The 16,398-nt window shown below is 39.2% G+C and carries 13 protein-coding genes and 1 riboswitch; of the genes, 7 read left to right on the top strand and 6 right to left on the bottom strand.

Translation table 11 applies throughout. The features are described 5' to 3' along the window. Nucleotides 1-70: 70 nt before the first annotated feature. The 3 genes from MUN88_RS00395 (at nucleotide 71) to MUN88_RS00385 (ending at nucleotide 4,508) form a co-directional block, all read left to right on the top strand. Nucleotides 71-1,438, top strand: a complete 1,368-nt coding sequence (locus MUN88_RS00395) for a nucleobase:cation symporter-2 family protein (RefSeq protein WP_244719513.1) — start codon at nucleotides 71-73, stop codon at nucleotides 1,436-1,438. Then, the gene (locus MUN88_RS00390; protein WP_244719510.1) at nucleotides 1,425-2,438 is read left to right on the top strand and encodes a Rieske 2Fe-2S domain-containing protein; all 1,014 of its coding nucleotides are present in this window, start codon (nucleotides 1,425-1,427) and stop codon (nucleotides 2,436-2,438) included. Before MUN88_RS00395 ends, MUN88_RS00390 begins: the two co-directional genes overlap by 14 nt. A gap of 831 nt (nucleotides 2,439-3,269) precedes the next feature. Then, a complete protein-coding gene (locus tag MUN88_RS00385; protein WP_369809922.1) occupies nucleotides 3,270-4,508 on the top strand; it encodes an IS256 family transposase in 1,239 nt (412 codons plus the stop codon). A 116-nt stretch (nucleotides 4,509-4,624) separates the two neighbouring features. Here MUN88_RS00385 and MUN88_RS00380 read toward each other — a convergent pair whose 3' ends face one another. The 4 genes from MUN88_RS00380 to MUN88_RS00365 are packed head-to-tail and all read right to left on the bottom strand — an operon-like array spanning nucleotide 4,625 to nucleotide 8,303. Beyond that, nucleotides 4,625-5,092, bottom strand: a complete 468-nt coding sequence (locus MUN88_RS00380; protein ID WP_244719502.1) for an S-ribosylhomocysteine lyase — start codon at nucleotides 5,090-5,092, stop codon at nucleotides 4,625-4,627. Nucleotides 5,093-5,103: 11 nt separating this feature from the next. After that, complete coding sequence (locus MUN88_RS00375) at nucleotides 5,104-6,393, bottom strand: Na+/H+ antiporter NhaC family protein (RefSeq protein WP_244719499.1); 1,290 nt, start codon at nucleotides 6,391-6,393, stop codon at nucleotides 5,104-5,106. Between the two features lie 29 nt (nucleotides 6,394-6,422). Continuing rightward, complete coding sequence (locus MUN88_RS00370) at nucleotides 6,423-7,187, bottom strand: SDR family NAD(P)-dependent oxidoreductase (RefSeq protein WP_244719496.1); 765 nt, start codon at nucleotides 7,185-7,187, stop codon at nucleotides 6,423-6,425. Between the two features lie 12 nt (nucleotides 7,188-7,199). Beyond that, nucleotides 7,200-8,303 (bottom strand): 5-methyltetrahydropteroyltriglutamate--homocysteine S-methyltransferase, encoded by a 1,104-nt coding sequence (locus MUN88_RS00365; protein WP_244719493.1) that lies wholly within the window; start codon nucleotides 8,301-8,303, stop codon nucleotides 7,200-7,202. Between the two features lie 82 nt (nucleotides 8,304-8,385). Further along, nucleotides 8,386-8,487, bottom strand: a riboswitch (SAM riboswitch). A 1,070-nt stretch (nucleotides 8,488-9,557) separates the two neighbouring features. On the opposite strand from MUN88_RS00365, the gene MUN88_RS00360 reads away from it, so the two are divergent. Then, nucleotides 9,558-10,223 (top strand): HAD family hydrolase, encoded by a 666-nt coding sequence (locus MUN88_RS00360; RefSeq protein ID WP_244719488.1) that lies wholly within the window; start codon nucleotides 9,558-9,560, stop codon nucleotides 10,221-10,223. Between the two features lie 351 nt (nucleotides 10,224-10,574). On the opposite strand, the gene MUN88_RS00355 is transcribed toward MUN88_RS00360, so the two are convergent. Together MUN88_RS00355 and MUN88_RS00350 are read right to left on the bottom strand one after the other, a co-directional pair. Next, complete coding sequence (locus tag MUN88_RS00355) at nucleotides 10,575-12,365, bottom strand: cation:proton antiporter (RefSeq protein ID WP_244724701.1); 1,791 nt, start codon at nucleotides 12,363-12,365, stop codon at nucleotides 10,575-10,577. A gap of 238 nt (nucleotides 12,366-12,603) precedes the next feature. Next, nucleotides 12,604-12,903, bottom strand: a complete 300-nt coding sequence (locus tag MUN88_RS00350; protein ID WP_244719485.1) for a hypothetical protein — start codon at nucleotides 12,901-12,903, stop codon at nucleotides 12,604-12,606. A gap of 248 nt (nucleotides 12,904-13,151) precedes the next feature. On the opposite strand from MUN88_RS00350, the gene MUN88_RS00345 reads away from it, so the two are divergent. The 3 genes from MUN88_RS00345 (at nucleotide 13,152) to MUN88_RS00335 (ending at nucleotide 16,383) form a co-directional block, all read left to right on the top strand. Beyond that, nucleotides 13,152-14,153 (top strand): ABC transporter substrate-binding protein, encoded by a 1,002-nt coding sequence (locus MUN88_RS00345; RefSeq protein WP_244719482.1) that lies wholly within the window; start codon nucleotides 13,152-13,154, stop codon nucleotides 14,151-14,153. Between the two features lie 314 nt (nucleotides 14,154-14,467). Continuing rightward, the gene (locus MUN88_RS00340; protein WP_244719480.1) at nucleotides 14,468-15,475 is read left to right on the top strand and encodes a permease; all 1,008 of its coding nucleotides are present in this window, start codon (nucleotides 14,468-14,470) and stop codon (nucleotides 15,473-15,475) included. Nucleotides 15,476-15,492: 17 nt separating this feature from the next. Further along, nucleotides 15,493-16,383, top strand: a complete 891-nt coding sequence (locus tag MUN88_RS00335) for a TIGR03943 family putative permease subunit (RefSeq protein ID WP_244719477.1) — start codon at nucleotides 15,493-15,495, stop codon at nucleotides 16,381-16,383. Nucleotides 16,384-16,398: the final 15 nt, after the last annotated feature.

Raw genomic sequence — 16,398 nt, 5'->3', positions numbered from 1 at the left:
TGTATTAGGTGTTTCGAGCTTTTTTAATTATATGAAAAATAATGATAGCAAAATTGGGGGGGAGCGCAACATGGAGAACACAGCTAGAAAGTTAGAAACAGAAGTGAAAACAGAACAGATAGAGAAAGAGAATGTTTCGATTGGGAAATCATTATTTATCGGGTTACAGCATGTACTAGCAATGGACTTATTTATACCTCCAATTATTTTGGCTGGATTATTATCTTTTTCCGTAACTGATAGTGCCTTATTAATTCAAATGACCTTTATTGCATGTGGACTGGCAACCTTGATTCAAGCTGGATTTGCGATGAAGCTTCCAGTTATGCAGGGACCATCCTTTGTCCCGCTAAGTGCATTGGCAGCTATTGGCACGACTTCAGGAGTTGGAGCAATGATTGGAAGTTTAATCCCTGGCGCATTGTTAATTGCGCTGATCGGAAAGCCGTTAAAGCTTTTCAGTAAAGTTGTGAAAAGAATTATTCCGCCGATCGTAGCGGGAACCGTTATTGTAGTAGTTGGTATTTCGCTTATGCCGAGTGCGATTAATTCTATTTACGGCGGTGAGGGAACTTTTAATCAAAATATTCTGATTGCCTTTGTTACAGCAACAGTACTCATCATTTGTATGTATCTTGGAGAAAAGGTAACATCATTTAAATTCGTTAAAGTAGCTTCGGTTATATTAGCTTTGGGTATTGGAACGATTGTGGCATCATTCTTTGATTTAGTAGATTTTTCTGCAGTTGGTGAAGCGTCATGGTTTGCATTGCCAAGTATTTTTGCTTTTGGCGTACCAACATTTGATATTAATGCTATTTTAATTATGCTTGCTATTTATCTCATTATTGTCATTGAAACGACCGGAACGTGGTTTACAGTCGGAGAAGTAACGGAAGAAAAGCTGGATGATAAACGTTTGAATGGTGGCGCATTTGGTGAAGGGTTAGGTTGTTTTATCGGCTCGTTCTTTGGTGGTACACCAGTCACTGGTTATTCTTCCAATGCAGGAATCATTGCGATTACTGGTGTGAAAAGTCGTAAACCAATACTAGCGGGTGGAGTCATTCTATTAATTTTAGGGATGATGCCGAAATTAATGAACGTAATCGCAAGTATTCCAGAAGTTGTTATTAACGGCGTTTTTGCAATCTTATGTGTGGTTATTATGATGAACGGATTTAAAGTTATTAAGAAAGCACCGTTTACTGAACGCAACATGATCGTAATTGGTGCACCAATCTTGCTTGCATTGTTTGCCGTTTTATTACCTGCAGATGCCATGAACACATTACCACAGATTGTGACGTATTTCGTTGCTTCAGGCACAGCAGTCGGAGCAATTGGAGCCTTAATTCTTAATTTAATTTTACCAGCAAAAAGTGATGACAAAACGGCAGATGATAAAGGGGAGGATATGACCTATGCAACAAGATAAGCTATGGAATGAATGGCACCCGGTTTGTACGGCAGCAGAATTACAAGATGATCCGAAACAAGTACATGTGCTTGGTGAGCGAGTTGTTGTTTTTCGTAATGAAAAAGGCGTCCATGCTTTCAAGGATTTGTGTATTCACCGAGGAGCTGCACTATCATTAGGCAAAGTCGTCGATGGAAAGTTAGTATGTGCTTACCATGCCTGGGAGTATAATGATCATGGTACATGTACAAAGATTCCGGCGCTTCCATGTGAGAGACCGATTCCGAAAAAAGCAAGAGCAACTGTGTATCATTGTGAGGACTATTTAGGTCTGATCTGGGTTAATCTTGGTGATGATCCAGCTCCATTTATTAAATATCCTGAAGGGGAGCAGAAAGGATATCGCACGATTATTTGCGGTCCCTATGATGTAAAAGCCAATGCTCCAAGAATTATTGAAAACTTTCTTGATGTATCCCACTTAATGTTTGTCCATGAAGGCATGCTGGGTGATGCTGACCATGCGGAAGTAGTCGATTATGATGTAGACTTTATCGATGGTCGTTTGATTACAAGCAAAATTCCTGTCTATCAGCCGAATTCGGATGGACGCTCCAAAGGTGGCTATACCGATTATGTCTATGAAGTATTAAATCCGATTGTTGCCAGATTTACGAAAACAACGGAAGGTTCTGACGAAGAGTTTACGATTCTTACGGCGGTTAATCAGTTAGACCATGAAAAATGTCAGGTGTTTATGCTGTTAACAAGAAACTATGATTTAGATGCGCCGGACCAGCCATTCCGCGATTTCCAGGATGTCATTTTCTATCAAGACTTAGACGTTGTCGAAAGTCAGAAACCAGAATTACTTCCACTCGATCTGCAAATGGAAATGCACTTAAAATCAGACGCGCTTACGATCGCATATCGTCGCTGGCTGGATGAATTAGGTGTTGAAAATGGAACAATGCCAATCGATCCGGAAAAACGGAGTAAACAGAAGAAAAAAGCTTAGTAGAAATAGGATGGAGTGGTACTCATGCAGAAACCTGCAGAGTGCCACTTTTAGTTTTACATTAGAAGTCTGTGTAGCGAAAAACTAGATATACGTAAAACTTCGACATGAGCATAAAGATGAGGGAAATGCTGAGCTTTTGATCACGCATAGACAGTATATAATTAAAGTCATTAGTGAAGAAAGGCACTTCACAAAGTGGATCTTCAGCTCGTACTGCACCGTGGGAGTCTATCGGTTGGCCAGAGATAATGTTTAGACCCTACAAATAAGACATGAGGTAGTATATTGATTGGTATCCCAAAATAATCAGCTAAATTATCTGGTTTATTTCATAAAAGCGATGCTCAGCACAGATGAACTAATCAAGAGGCTAAAGCGTCTGAAGATGCAAGAAGTTCAAGCGAAAGGAACTAATCAAGAGGCTAAAGCGTCTGAAGATGCAAGAAGTTCAAGCGGAAGGAACTAATCGAGAGGCTAAAGCGTCTGAAGATGCAAGAAGTTCAAGCGGAAGGAACTAATCGAGAGGCTAAAGCGTCTGAAGATACAGGAGGTTCAAACGGAAGGAACTAATCGAGAGGCTAAAGCGTCTGAAGATGCAGGAGGTTCAAACGGAAGGAACTAATTTAGAGGTTAAAACGTTCGAAAATGCTGAAACTTCAGGCGGAGAATAGCTACCGGAAGTGTTAAATGCATGAAGATGACGGAACTTCAAATGGAAGCAGTGGGAGTGTAATATAAACTGTGTAAGTAAGAAATGCGTACGGTTTCTTACTCACACAGTTTTTTTATTTGTTAGAATAAAAGTATAAAGCTAAAGGAGTGTTTGAAATGGGGAAACCAAAAAGAGATCCTAACTCCGTAGATTTAGCGAACAAGATTATCGAACAGTATCAACCTGAAACAGTAGAAGACATGCAAAATGCATTAAAAGACATTTTCGGACCAATGTTTGAGACGATGCTAAAAGACGAAATGGACCATCACCTAGGATACTCCTCCAATGAAAAGGGCCAAAAAAATACGGAAAACCGACGTAATGGATACGGAAAGAAAACGGTCAAAACATCAACTGGAGAAGTGGAACTAGAAGTGCCAAGAGATCGTGACGGCTCCTTCGAACCACAAGTCATTCCCAAACGCCAACGAGATGTCTCAGCTATTGAAAACAAAGTAATTTCCATGTACGCCCGTGGTATGTCTCAAAGAGATATCTCTTCGACTATTGAAGATATTTACGGGTTTTCTGTGTCTCATGAAATGGTGTCTAACATTACGGATCACGTGTTAACAGAATTAGAAGAATGGCAAACCAGACCCTTACAACCGTGTTATCCTTTTGTTTTTGTAGACTGCCTTTATGCCACTATTCGCAATGACTATGAAACGAAGAAATATGCGGTTTATACGATGTTAGGCTACACCATGGAAGGCAAAAAGGAGATACTTGGCTTATGGCTTAATGAAACCGAAAGTAAGCATAAATGGATGCAAATCTTTGATGAGATTAAAACAAGAGGGGTAGAAGATATTTTCTTTCTATCTATCGATGGCGTGAGTGGCTTAGAAGAAGGTGCTCGTGCCATATTCCCGGCATTAACAGTCCAACGTTGTATCGTTCACCTTATTCGAAATTCACTTAAATATGTACCAAGTAAAGACTATAAACCTTTCACAGCTGCTTTACGAAAAGTATATGGAGCATCTAGTCTAAAAGCTTGTCGCAGCGCCTTTGAAACCTTTCAACAACAATGGTCTTCTTATCCTGGAGCCATTGATGTGTGGAAACGTCATTTTTCTCATGTGGAACAGCTTTTTGATTACGGTAGTGCGATTCGCAAAATCATGTATACAACAAATGCCGTAGAAAGTGTTCACTCCAGCTATCGTAAAGTTACCCAAAAAGGAGCATTCCCACACGAGAATGCCCTATTAAAAGTCTTATATTTACGAACAAAAGAACTTGAAAATAAATGGGAAGGTGGCCATATTCAGCAATGGGCCATGGTGATGAACCAGTTATTAATTCATGACCACCTCAAGGATCGTGTATTAAAGTATTTGGAATGACTTACACACTTTTCTTGACAAGCCCGTTTATATTACACTCCCTCAACCAAAAGAGACACTTTTATCATAAAAGGTGTCTCTTTCTCGCGTATTATAAGATTTCTATAAAAAGCAGATTAATCAGCAAATACATTTTTCCATTCTGCCCGTTTGTCCAGCAGTTCCTGTGCTAATGTTTGGGCGCCTTCGAGGCTGTGACTGGAAGCCCACCCGCACTGTACTTCGTTACATGCAGGTACTTCTGTTGCTGCTAGCACATCTTTTAATGATGCTTCTACTGCATCTAACACTTCATCATAGTTGTCGTGATTAATAACCGTTAAATAAAAGCCGGTTTGACAACCCATTGGGCCAAAATCTACGACAGTATCATGATGATTACGAATGTTTTCGGCCATTAAATGTTCCAATGAATGGAGAGCGGGCATTTCCATGTGCGCTTGATTCGGTTGTTTTAAACGTACATCATATTTGTGGATGATATCGCCATTTGCGCCTTCTGTTGTACCTGCTAAGCGGATATATGGTGCTGCTACTTTTGTGTGATCTAGATTAAAACTTTCTACGTTCATTTTCTTGACCATGTTTATCACTCCTATTTTTGTTTAAATCGTGGAAAACCTATTAAAATTGCTATTATCCCAAAAATCAGTAAAGCAATCGGATAGAAAGAATACGGTATAATACTTACTGGCGAAATAGCTGCTAGTCCTGAAGCTGCTAGCATTTGTCCACCGTAAGGTACAATACCTTGCCATCCTCCGGCAAAAATATCGAGAATACTGGCAGACTTACGAGCGTCAATCTGATATTCATCTGCGATATTTTTTGCTAATGGGCCGGTAATAATTATCGAGATTGTATTATTCGCAGTCGCGATATCTGTTGTACTGACAAGGCCAGCAATGGCAAATTCCGCGCCTTTTTTCGTTTTAATCTTACTTGTGACAGCGTGTAATAGCCACTGAATCCCGCCATTATGCTGAATAACGGCAATAATACCACCGATTAATATCGCAACAATAGCAATATCCTCCATGTTGATGATTCCTTGTGAAACAGCTTGAATGAAAGAAGCCAACGTATACGAACCATCAAATAAACCGATAAGACCGGCAAAAATTGTCCCGCCTGTTAAAACAATTAATACATTGACACCTAGTATTGCAGCAATCAGAACAGTAAGATACGGAAGTATTTTCACAAACTGATAAGAATAATCTCCAAGTGCATCGATTTGCTCACCAGACGTTACGATCCATAAAATGATAGCAGTGACGAGCGCTCCAGGTAACACGATCCAAAAGTTCGCTTTAAACTTATCGCTCATTTTTGTTTTTTGTGTTCGAACGGCAGCGATGGTTGTATCGGAAATCATCGACAGATTATCACCGAAGATCGCACCGCCAATTACTGTCCCCATTGCTAAGGCCAAAGGGATGCCGGTTTGTTCCGCAATGCCAATTCCAATCGGTGCCAGCGCTGCGACAGTTCCCATTGAAGTTCCCATCGAAATCGAGATAAAACAGCCAACAATAAACAATCCTACCATTAATAGATTACTAGGTATTAAGGATAATCCCAGGTTAACCGTAGCATCGACTGCTCCCATTCCTTTAGCAGTTTGGGAGAAGGCGCCTGCTAATACAAAAATAACAGCCATCAACATAATATTCGGGTGGCCAGCGCCTTTCGTAAATATATCAATTTTATCAGCTAGTTTCTCTTTTCGGTTCATCGCTAATGCAATGGCACTTGCGATAATGACCGCCACATTTAACGGCATGTTGGAAAAATCACCAGAGATGATGCCAGTTCCAATAAATAATAAGACAAAGATGAATAACGGGGCAAGTGCCGTTATATTCCCCTTCTTGTTAGACATGATGTATGCCCCCTTCATTTTTAGTTATGTTAATTCATCGTCATACCGCCGGTCACGTTGATGCCTTGACCAGTCATATAATTAGAGTAATTAGATGCGAGAAAAACAACCACATTTGCGATGTCTGCCGGCACTGCCGTTCGTCCAAGTGGTACTTGCGAATGATCTTCCGCTTGAATCGTTGCAGCATTAACTCCGCGCAAGCTACCACCAATGACTCTTTCCTTTTTCTTCATTTCTGTTTCTACAATACCTGGACAGACTGCATTGACATTGATTTGATCCTTTGCCAATTCGATAGCGGCTACTTTTGTCATGCCAAGGACTGCATGTTTCGAAGCAACATAGCTGCCCATTAACCGGTAGCCATTTTTTCCAGCCTGCGATGCGATATTGATGATTTTACCGCCCTCTCCTTGATGTTGTAACTTCCTGGCGACAGTTTGCATGCACATATAGACACCTTTGCCATTGACATCCATTGTTTTGTCCCAGTCCTGTTCTTTGATATCTACGAAGTAATCCATCGTTGAAATGCCAGCATTGTTTACGAGAATATCTATTTTGCCAAAGTGCTCTGCGACATTGTCTACCATGGCTGTTACTTGTTTCTGATTGGAAACATCAACCTGCTGGTAAAAGAGATGTTCAGACTCTGTGATCGCAGGTGGTGCCATATCGGCTACCGCCACTTTAGCACCACAATCCAAAAATGCATCGACTATCGCTTTTCCAATTCCGCTAATACCTCCGGTTACAATGGCTACTTTATTTGTTAAATCCATCGCATACATGTGATCACTCCATTATTTCAGCGTTTCTTTTGCAATATCTACCACGTATTTCAGCTTGTCCCATTGTTGTTGTTCTGTCAATTTATTACCATGATGTGTCGATGAGAATCCACATTGTGGACTAATACACAGTTGTGACTTTGGGACAAATTGACTTGCTTCCTCAATCCGTGCTTTCATCTCTTCTTTATCTTCTAGTTCTCCTTTTTTAGAAGTAAAGATACCGATCACGACATTAGGTCCACCAGCCGGAATATACTTTAACGGTTCAAATGTCCCTGAGCGCTCATCATCATATTCTAAGAAAAAGGCATCGACTTTTTCCTCGGCAAATAAACGAGGTGCAATTTTATCATAGGCGCCGGAAAAAGCGTGCGTAGATCGATAGTTTCCTCGGCATAAATGAGTGGTGACATAAAGATCTTCCGGCTTATCATTTAATACATGATTCACCATTCTTAGTGACAGATCGAATAATTGATCCATGGAATAAGCATGGTCGTAAATAAAGTCATTTTCTGTGACAAAACCAGCGATCGATACATCATCTAATTGAATATAGCGGCAGCCAGCTTCATAGAATGCAGCAAGTGCATCTCGATAGGCATTCACGATATCATCCGCATACGCTTCGATATCTGGATAAATGTCAGGGTTTCTCATGCCTACATATAATAATTGATTCGGACTCGGGATCGTTTGCTTAGCCACTGCACGCCCGTCTACTATACTATTGAACGTTTTAAAGTCTCGCAGAAATGGATGATCTGGATTAAATGAGATTTCACCGATATTACGAACATTGTAAGGGTCTGTTTCTTCGTCTTCGAAATCGAACCCTTGATTAGGGACGTACCCTTCGATCCCGTTCAGATGCTCAAGAAAATCTATGTGCCACCAATCTCTTCTGAACTCTCCGTCCGTAACTGCTTGAAGGCCAACTTCTATTTGCTTGTCGACGATTCGCTTTAATTCTTTTGTTTCGATGTCATGTAATTGCTGGGCAGTGATGTTACCAGCTTTGTAATCTTTTCGTGCTTGAAGTAAGTTGTCAGGTCGTAAGAGACTACCGACATGGTCTGCCTTAAATGGCGGGTGAATAGAAATTGTCATCATATATTTCCTCCTAATTGTTTTGTGCGAAATAAAAAACCTCTCCTTCAAGAAGGAGAGGTCATTAAACAATGTTCAAGTACTCTTCCTATCTTTTAAGCGTAACGCTTCTGGAATTGGCACAATGCTAATAACAGCTGTTGCCGAGGCTTCAAAGGGCCAGTCCCTCCACCTCTCTTGATAAGAATTATCGTAAAATATGAAATTAATAAGATTAAATTTACCCTAAAATTCGACAAACGTCAAGTTAAAAATTTTTAAGATTATACATGAAGGTCAATTTCCTTCTTGTGGAAAAAAACAACTGATCCCTGTACAATGAAGGTAAGTAACCACGAGGAGCCGAATTATATCACGGCAGGATGAAAAGGAGAGAGTATCCGCATATTTATGATATACCTCTAACACGAGCCAGTCGATTGGCAGATTTGGAGAAGAAGCGACAATAGATTGATATTTTATTTTCCTTTTTTCACCACCCAAATAATGGATAAGGAACTCATAAACATAGGCACAAGTATCATCCAGGTAAAAGTATATAAGTACAGGCATAGAAGTAATCAAGCTAAACATGAAGATGGGTTCTTATAATATGGATTATGTAAAGTGGAACAGTATTACAGTATGGTAATTTTGAAATGATTTATCTGCTATGCAAAGCTCCGGAAATATGCTCCGCGTCCTGTGGGCACGGCCTCAGCTAGGCTACTACTTGAACTGCTTCCATGCTGCCTTGTGCCGAGGAAGCTTACTTCGTAGCGATACTAGCAGACACAGGCACAGACAAAGTGGATCTTCAGCTCGCGCTGATCCCACGGGAGTCTCCGCATATTTCCTACGCTTGAGTGAAGTACTACAACGATTGGAACAGCTAAAAGCAGTGGTGCTAGGCATTATACGTCATCAGAATAAGGTATTAATCATGAAAATAGTCCTCCATATTTTACCTGCTGCAATAGTTATAGAACTATTCATGAGCGTAGGCCAACCACGTAGACTCCCGCGGGACATGCAGGTGCTGAAGATCCACTTTGTGAAGCGGTCTTCTTCACAAATTTAGCTTCAGCCGTGCCCCGCAGGACGCGGAGTGGTTGGCCGGAGCGGTATACTAGCTGATTTATTATTTCAAAACTATCACATAGCTTAGAGCTGCTAGTTGACATAATCCATATTATAGGTAGTTGTATATTATTTATGTTAATTAGGACCGGGTGGGCTTTCCCGGTTTTTTTAAAAACAAAGTGGGGGGAATTAAAATTGATCAAGGCAGTTCTATTCGATTTAGATGGCACATTATTAAACAGGGATGCTTCCGTCCAGCATTTTATAACAAATCAATACAAAAGACTAGATTCGTTACATCACCTATCCAAAGATTCCTATATTACACGATTTATCGAGTTAGACAACAGAGGATACGTCTGGAAGGATAAAGTCTACCAACAGCTGGTCAAAGAATTTGAGATAACAGGTCTCTCCTGGGAAGCATTGCTTGAAGATTATATCAGTCAATTCCAATTCAGCTGTGTACCTTTTCCACATTTGAAAGAAGCATTGGAGATTTTAAAACAGAAAGGATTTGCACTAGGGATGATTTCAAATGGTAAAGGACAGTTCCAAATGGACAATATAAAAGCACTTGGAATCGAACCATATTTTAATACGATTCTGATTTCAGAGTGGGAAGGAATGAAAAAGCCTGATCCTCGTATTTTCCAAAAAGCACTTCAGCAATTACATGTACAGCCACAACAGGGTGTATTTGTTGGGGACCATCCGGAAAATGATGTATTGGCCGCTCAGCGTATAGGCATGCAAGCAATTTGGAAAAAGGATAAAGGATGGAAGAATTGTTCTGCCGATTGGACGGTGGATGATTTAAAGGAAATCTTATCAATCGCCAGTGACAACAGGGTGGTATAACACTGTTTTACTAGTGTGAACAATTTATTAGTTTCGATTTGTTAATCACTACAATGACAAACTATATGGTGGATGATAAGCTATTTTTGATCAATCCATTTTAAAAATCAACGATGTAGGTGATACAGTGAATTCTCTTTTAATTAAAAATGCGAGAAACATTATAACAATGGACAATGACAGGAACCAATACAAACGTTTACGAGAAATATTCCACGGGCACAGGATGTGGAATTATTTGAATTTGATTGGCTGAACACATTGTACGATATCTGGCATCACCTTCGTCCGGAAGATGGGTGCAAGTATCATTAATTATTAATGATACTTGCTGATTCCAATATCTTTAGCTTATGCTACCAGCACAACTAGTTGATCTCCTTTATCGAGCGTCACTTTTTTCTGTAAAGTAACAAAATTCAACTTGCCATTTCTACTTTTAACACATAGCGGTGTTCCTTCTGCCGATCGTGCATTTTTATCCAGTGTTCGCTTATCCGTGATTTCTATTGTTTTAAATGTATAACCAATGTTGACTTTTTTGTTTAATTCAGTAAAGGTTTCTTTTTCACCAAAAAGCATATTCGCTTTCATGGATGGCGAAAGCTCCTGAAGTTCCAATGTATTCTTAGCGATCATAAGCGAAAAGGTATGGTGATACCCGAATGTAGGAAGGTAGGATTGACATATAAGCGCATTATATGCACCATCGCCCTTCATTGCCAATATTGTTTGATACGGTGTCATATCAATTTCGAAATCGCTTTGTTCCGAGAGGATTTCACCGTGATAAGTGGAGATCCCTAACTTCTTCGCTTTGTAGAGACGGTCCTCTGAGGTATCCGCAATCAACGCTTTTATTTCTAATGTTTCTAAATGGGCGGCAAGAGCGATCGAAAAACTGCTTGCGCCAACCATTAGGACACCATTGGATCTGGTATTCGCCAAGCCCAGTCTCTTAGAAAGAGGTCCAATCGAAAAGCCATGAACACAAACGGTAATAAAGACCAAAGCAAAGGTTAACGATGTTAAAATACTTGCGTTTTGATAACCGTCAGCGATCAATACTTCAGCAAAATACCCGGAAACAGCCAATGCAACAATTCCTCTTGGAGCGATCCAACCAACCAGCGCTTTCTCCTTTAACGTAAGCTCTGTGCCAATCGTGGAAATCCAAATAGAGAGCGGTCGTACAAGGAAAAGCATTACAACGACAAAGCTAATAATCGGCCAAGTGAACGTTTCGGTCAGGATATCTCTCGTTAACGAAGCAGTCAGTAGAATGAAAACCGTGGAAGTTAACAAAACAGATACATCTTCCATAAAATGTCCGATACTGCCAATCGAGCGGATATATTTCTTGGTACGAGCCAATGTAACGCCCATGATCGTAACCGCAAGCATTCCCGTTTCATGCATAATCACTTCTCCGATCGAGAAACAAATTAATACAAAACATAAAATAAACGGGGATTTGAGGTATTCAGGGATGATTCCTTTTCCAATCAGGAGACTTACCAAAATACCGATGATATATCCTACCATCACAGCGAGCAATGCAGCACCAAAGAAGGGAATAAAATCAGCGAATTCAAATGATTCCGCAGATGTTATTTTAATGATTTCGTACGCAAATAAGGCAAGAAGTGGACCAATCGGATCAACGATAATCCCTTCCCATTTTAAAACGGAGGAAACTCTTGTCTTTAATTTTGCCTGTCTTAACAACGGAATAATGACAGTAGGACCTGTGACAACAAACAACCCACCGATAATAAATGAAATTTCGAGGTTAAGACCCGCGATAAAGTGAGCAGCTAAAGCACCGCCAATCCATGCTAAGAAAGCGCCAAATGTTACGATGCGATAAACCGATTTAGAAATTCCTTTAAGCTCACGAATATCAAGGCTTGTACTTCCTTCAAATAAAATCAAGGCAACTGCAAGCGAAATAATGGGACTGTACAGGCTGCCTATCGCTTCCTGTGGATTGATAAAACCGGTAATCGGACCTATGAGTAGTCCGGCAATAGACATTATCACGATCGATGGCCATTGGATTCTCCATGCCAGCCATTGTGAAAAGATTCCAAGCGATATGACAATAACGATACTAAACAAAGCAAATTCTGACTCTATCATCATCACCTTCTGATTGTGTTAGACTTTCAGATAATTATAGCTTTTCGTTTTTGTATTGTAAAAAAATACGTGCCAACAGTGAATGACTATCATCTATTTATGACATACTTTTAAAAAATGGTTAGGGGTAATGTGTTTGAGTATTCACTTCAATGTGGAAAGGTGCGTTAAAAAATTATCTGGAAAACTGAGTAGTACAATACCCTGAGCCGATATTCAGGCTCAGGGCATTTGTTCTTCATATATCATTATTAAAAAGTATTTGATCTTGAGCAATATCAATGATCTTCAGTCTGTTTGTTTTTTTAATTAAAACGGACTTATATTTAATATTCCCATTTGTATCTTCATAGAGAATAATTCTTTTATAAGGATTATTCTCTTTTATATTGATCGTATACTGGTCTAGCTCCGTGTAGCTCTCCATATAATCATATTCTTTTAACTCTCCTGCTGTATCTTCATTAATGTCACCTGTGTTGGTGTTGCAAGCTGTCAAACTAAAAACAACTATACATAACCATACTATTTTTTTCATTCTATCCACCCCTGTTATTTACTCTTTCCCAATCTTAATAGAAAAATTTTAAGAACTTATGAGATGATGATGAGAATTTGATGAGAGTGAATGAAATTTAGGTTATAATTGTAACACTTTACAATTAATGCCGATTTTTTCGTGTATTCTATCCAATGACACCAGTCAGACAAAAATATAGGATATAAATAAGCAAAAACGCAATTACCAAAAGATAGAAAAATATGTTGTGAAGAAGGAGCGATGATATGGGGGATAGGAAAAGGATCAACGGTTTTGCTTTAATAATTTGTGGAATGATGGTGTTTTTGTTAATCGCATGCAGCGAAGAAGGATCTAGTAAGACTACATCAGGTGAGGAGGGAACGGACTCAGTAAAACTTATCCTGAACTGGTTTACGAAAGCACAGCATGGGGGCATATATGCAGCAGAAGAGCAAGGTGTTTTTTCTGAGAACGAGCTTGATGTGTCGATACAACAAGGAGGTTCACAGGTGTCACCGATACAGCTGGTTTCCTCAGGAACCGCTGAATTTGGATTAGCCCATGCTGATCAGCTTGTGACAGCTAGAAATGAAGGAATAGAATTAGTAGCTGTCGCTGCAACTATGCAGGGAAGTCCACAAGCACTAATGTTTCATAAGGGAAAAGGAGTAAAGGACTTCAACGAAATGAATGGAAGGAAAGTCTTTATTCAGCCAGGAATTGTTTATTGGGACTATTTACAAAATAATTATGAGCTAAGTGAAGTTGAAGAACTAGCTTATTCAGGTCAACATTCTAATTTCATCAATGATCCGGATTCAGTAAGTCAAGCGTTTGTCACGTCTGAACCATTTTTCTTAAAGCAAGAGGGGATCAAAACACAAACAAAGCTGATCTCCGACTCCGGATATGATCCGTATAACATTGTTTTATTTGTTACAAAGGATTATCTGGAGGAAAATAAAGAGATTGTCCAACGAATGGTAACCTCATTTGTGAAAGGATGGAATTATTATAAAGAATCACCTGATGAAATTACAGAAGTCATTCACAACGAGACAGAAGATCTCTCATTAGAGGCACTACAATTTGAACAGGAATCACAAGAAGAATTTGTTTTTGGCAGTGACGCAGCAGAGCACGGAGTTGGCTATATGACAGAGGAACGCTGGTCTACTTTAATTGACCAATTATATGAGTTAGAATTATTGGACGAAAAATTTGATGCAAATGATATTTTTACCACTGAATTTCTACCGGAATAAGAGTGGGTATAAAGCTTAGACAATAGATTCTTAGCCAAAATGTAAGTCGAACATAACACGACATCTCATCGAACAAGATGCGTGTTACGTTCGGCTTTTTCTTATGAGTAAAGATAAATACGATCATAAAGGCGAATCACAGAAGTAATATGCTCAAGTTGAAGTATAGGTAGCTTTATACTTAAGTAGTTATCGTATTTCCAAGAAAATAGCATAAGCTAATCTATTTATCATAGACTAGTAATAACTTTAAATCGTAATGATTTTGGTTTGATGGATAAATACATAATGTAATAAGGGGGAGGAATGCTGAAATGGGCAGTTTTCGAAACACCATCACAGATGTAACAGGGCTTTTTTTATTTGGGTGTTGTATATGTATACTGCAGGTAAGCAGTATGTTTAAAGGGGTATTAACTTTACCAGACTCTATCTATAACTTGAATACCATTTTTTTAAGTATTTTAATTGAAGCTTTGCCTTTTGTCCTGATCGGTGTCTTGCTCGCTGGCGGGATACAAACATTTATCACAGAAGAACATATCAGGCGGTTAATACCAAAGAATAAATTTTTGGCTATTGTAATGAGTTGTGTCGTAGGTGCGTGTTTCCCTGCATGTGAGTGCGGTATTGTGCCCATTGTTCGGCGTCTGATAGCGAAAGGCGTACCTATCTATGCGGGGATAGGATTCTTGTTAACCGGACCGCTTATTAATCCGATTGTGATTTTATCTACTTTTATGGCATTTGGAAATGATCTGAACATAGCCATTTCCAGAATGATAATCGGATTTGTGATCGCCATCGTGATCGCCATGATTATTAGTATGTTATTCACATCGAATCAATTAAAACAAATAAGCACGCACACTGCTGGCTGTTCGCATCATATAGAAAAAACATCAACATCGATCATCGATAAATGTTCTAATGTCTTTTTGCACGCAGTCGATGAATTCTTCGATATGGGTAAATACCTGATTATTGGTGCATTGGTAGCAGCTTTTGTTCAAACATACATATCATCAGAAGTACTAGTAGGATTAGGTGATGGACAGGCATTTTCATCTATTGCTGTCATGATGGGCCTTGCCTATTTCCTTTCCCTATGTTCGGAAGCAGATGCTTTTATTGGAGCCTCCTTTCGAAATTTATTCCCAACCTCAGCTATACTGGCGTTTCTGATATATGGTCCAATGATCGATCTAAAAAATACGTTTATGTTGTTAAGTACATTTAAAGCGAGGTTTGTGTTTATTTTTTTAGGAATCGTCACGTTTACCGTATTGATTACCATGCTTTTGCTTAATGGATTGTATTAAAGGGGGACGTTAATTTTATGAATGTTCAACAAGCTGTTCGAGCCATGATTTTATTACTGTTTGCCTTATTTATTATTAATCTTCATTATTCGGATCAACTCTTATTGCTAATTAATCCGAAGTATGAAGCAATCAGTAAGATCGGTGTTTGCATTTTGCTGATCTTATTTGGATTTCAGATTCACCGTATTTGGAAAACGAAACAGAACGAGAATCATGAACATGGATTTGATCACCATCATGATCATGGATATGGTATCATTAACTTGAGAAAATTGACGTCGTACTCTATTATTCTATTGCCAATAGTTACAGGACTCGTTTTACCGCTATCAACCTTAGATGCGTCGATGGCGGAAAAGAAAGGGGCCATGCTTTCACTTACAAATAACGCCAAAAGCGATGAAAGTAATACTACTACTACTAATGCCTCAAGTAGAAAAGATGCCTACAATCAGCCTGATCCTAATCTGAACTCCAATGGAATGAAGAAGGTAGAATATGAGCAAATGAAAGATTCATTAGCTGATGCCTCTTCGATAAACATGACAGATCAAGCTTATTCTACTTATTATGAAATGATAAATGCCGACCCAGCAAGGTATGAAGGGAAAGAAATCACTATAAATGGTTTTGTATACAAAGAAGATGGATTTGAAAGTGACCAACTGGTGATAGGGCGTTACTTAATCACTCATTGTGTGGCAGACTCCAGCTTAATTGGCTTTTTGTCGACATTACAAGGAGTGGAGTCATTAGCGGAAGATACTTGGATTAGTGTAAAGGGTACTATCTATTTACAAGAATATAATGGTGTTTCTTTACCAGCAATAAAAGTGAAGGACTGGAAAGAGATTCAGCAGCCGGAGCAACCTTATGTTTACCCGGTAGTTATAAAATTAATGTAAGGCTTACAGATTAAA

This window comes from Gracilibacillus caseinilyticus (genome assembly GCF_022919115.1).
GTDB lineage: Bacteria > Bacillota > Bacilli > Bacillales > Amphibacillaceae > Gracilibacillus > Gracilibacillus caseinilyticus.
Note: the sequence above shows the minus strand (reverse complement) of the source record. Positions and strands in the feature narration are given on the sequence as shown.

Coding starts and splice junctions, on each gene's coding strand:
- MUN88_RS00395 (WP_244719513.1), top strand. CDS start 71: ATGGAGAACACAGCTAGAAAGTTAGAAACAGAAGTGAAAACAGAACAG.
- MUN88_RS00390 (WP_244719510.1), top strand. CDS start 1,425: ATGCAACAAGATAAGCTATGGAATGAATGGCACCCGGTTTGTACGGCA.
- MUN88_RS00385 (WP_369809922.1), top strand. CDS start 3,270: ATGGGGAAACCAAAAAGAGATCCTAACTCCGTAGATTTAGCGAACAAG.
- MUN88_RS00380 (WP_244719502.1), bottom strand. CDS start 5,092: ATGGTCAAGAAAATGAACGTAGAAAGTTTTAATCTAGATCACACAAAA.
- MUN88_RS00375 (WP_244719499.1), bottom strand. CDS start 6,393: ATGTCTAACAAGAAGGGGAATATAACGGCACTTGCCCCGTTATTCATC.
- MUN88_RS00370 (WP_244719496.1), bottom strand. CDS start 7,187: ATGTATGCGATGGATTTAACAAATAAAGTAGCCATTGTAACCGGAGGT.
- MUN88_RS00365 (WP_244719493.1), bottom strand. CDS start 8,303: ATGATGACAATTTCTATTCACCCGCCATTTAAGGCAGACCATGTCGGT.
- MUN88_RS00355 (WP_244724701.1), bottom strand. CDS start 12,365: ATGATAGAGTCAGAATTTGCTTTGTTTAGTATCGTTATTGTCATATCG.
- MUN88_RS00350 (WP_244719485.1), bottom strand. CDS start 12,903: ATGAAAAAAATAGTATGGTTATGTATAGTTGTTTTTAGTTTGACAGCT.
- MUN88_RS00345 (WP_244719482.1), top strand. CDS start 13,152: ATGGGGGATAGGAAAAGGATCAACGGTTTTGCTTTAATAATTTGTGGA.
- MUN88_RS00340 (WP_244719480.1), top strand. CDS start 14,468: ATGGGCAGTTTTCGAAACACCATCACAGATGTAACAGGGCTTTTTTTA.
- MUN88_RS00335 (WP_244719477.1), top strand. CDS start 15,493: ATGAATGTTCAACAAGCTGTTCGAGCCATGATTTTATTACTGTTTGCC.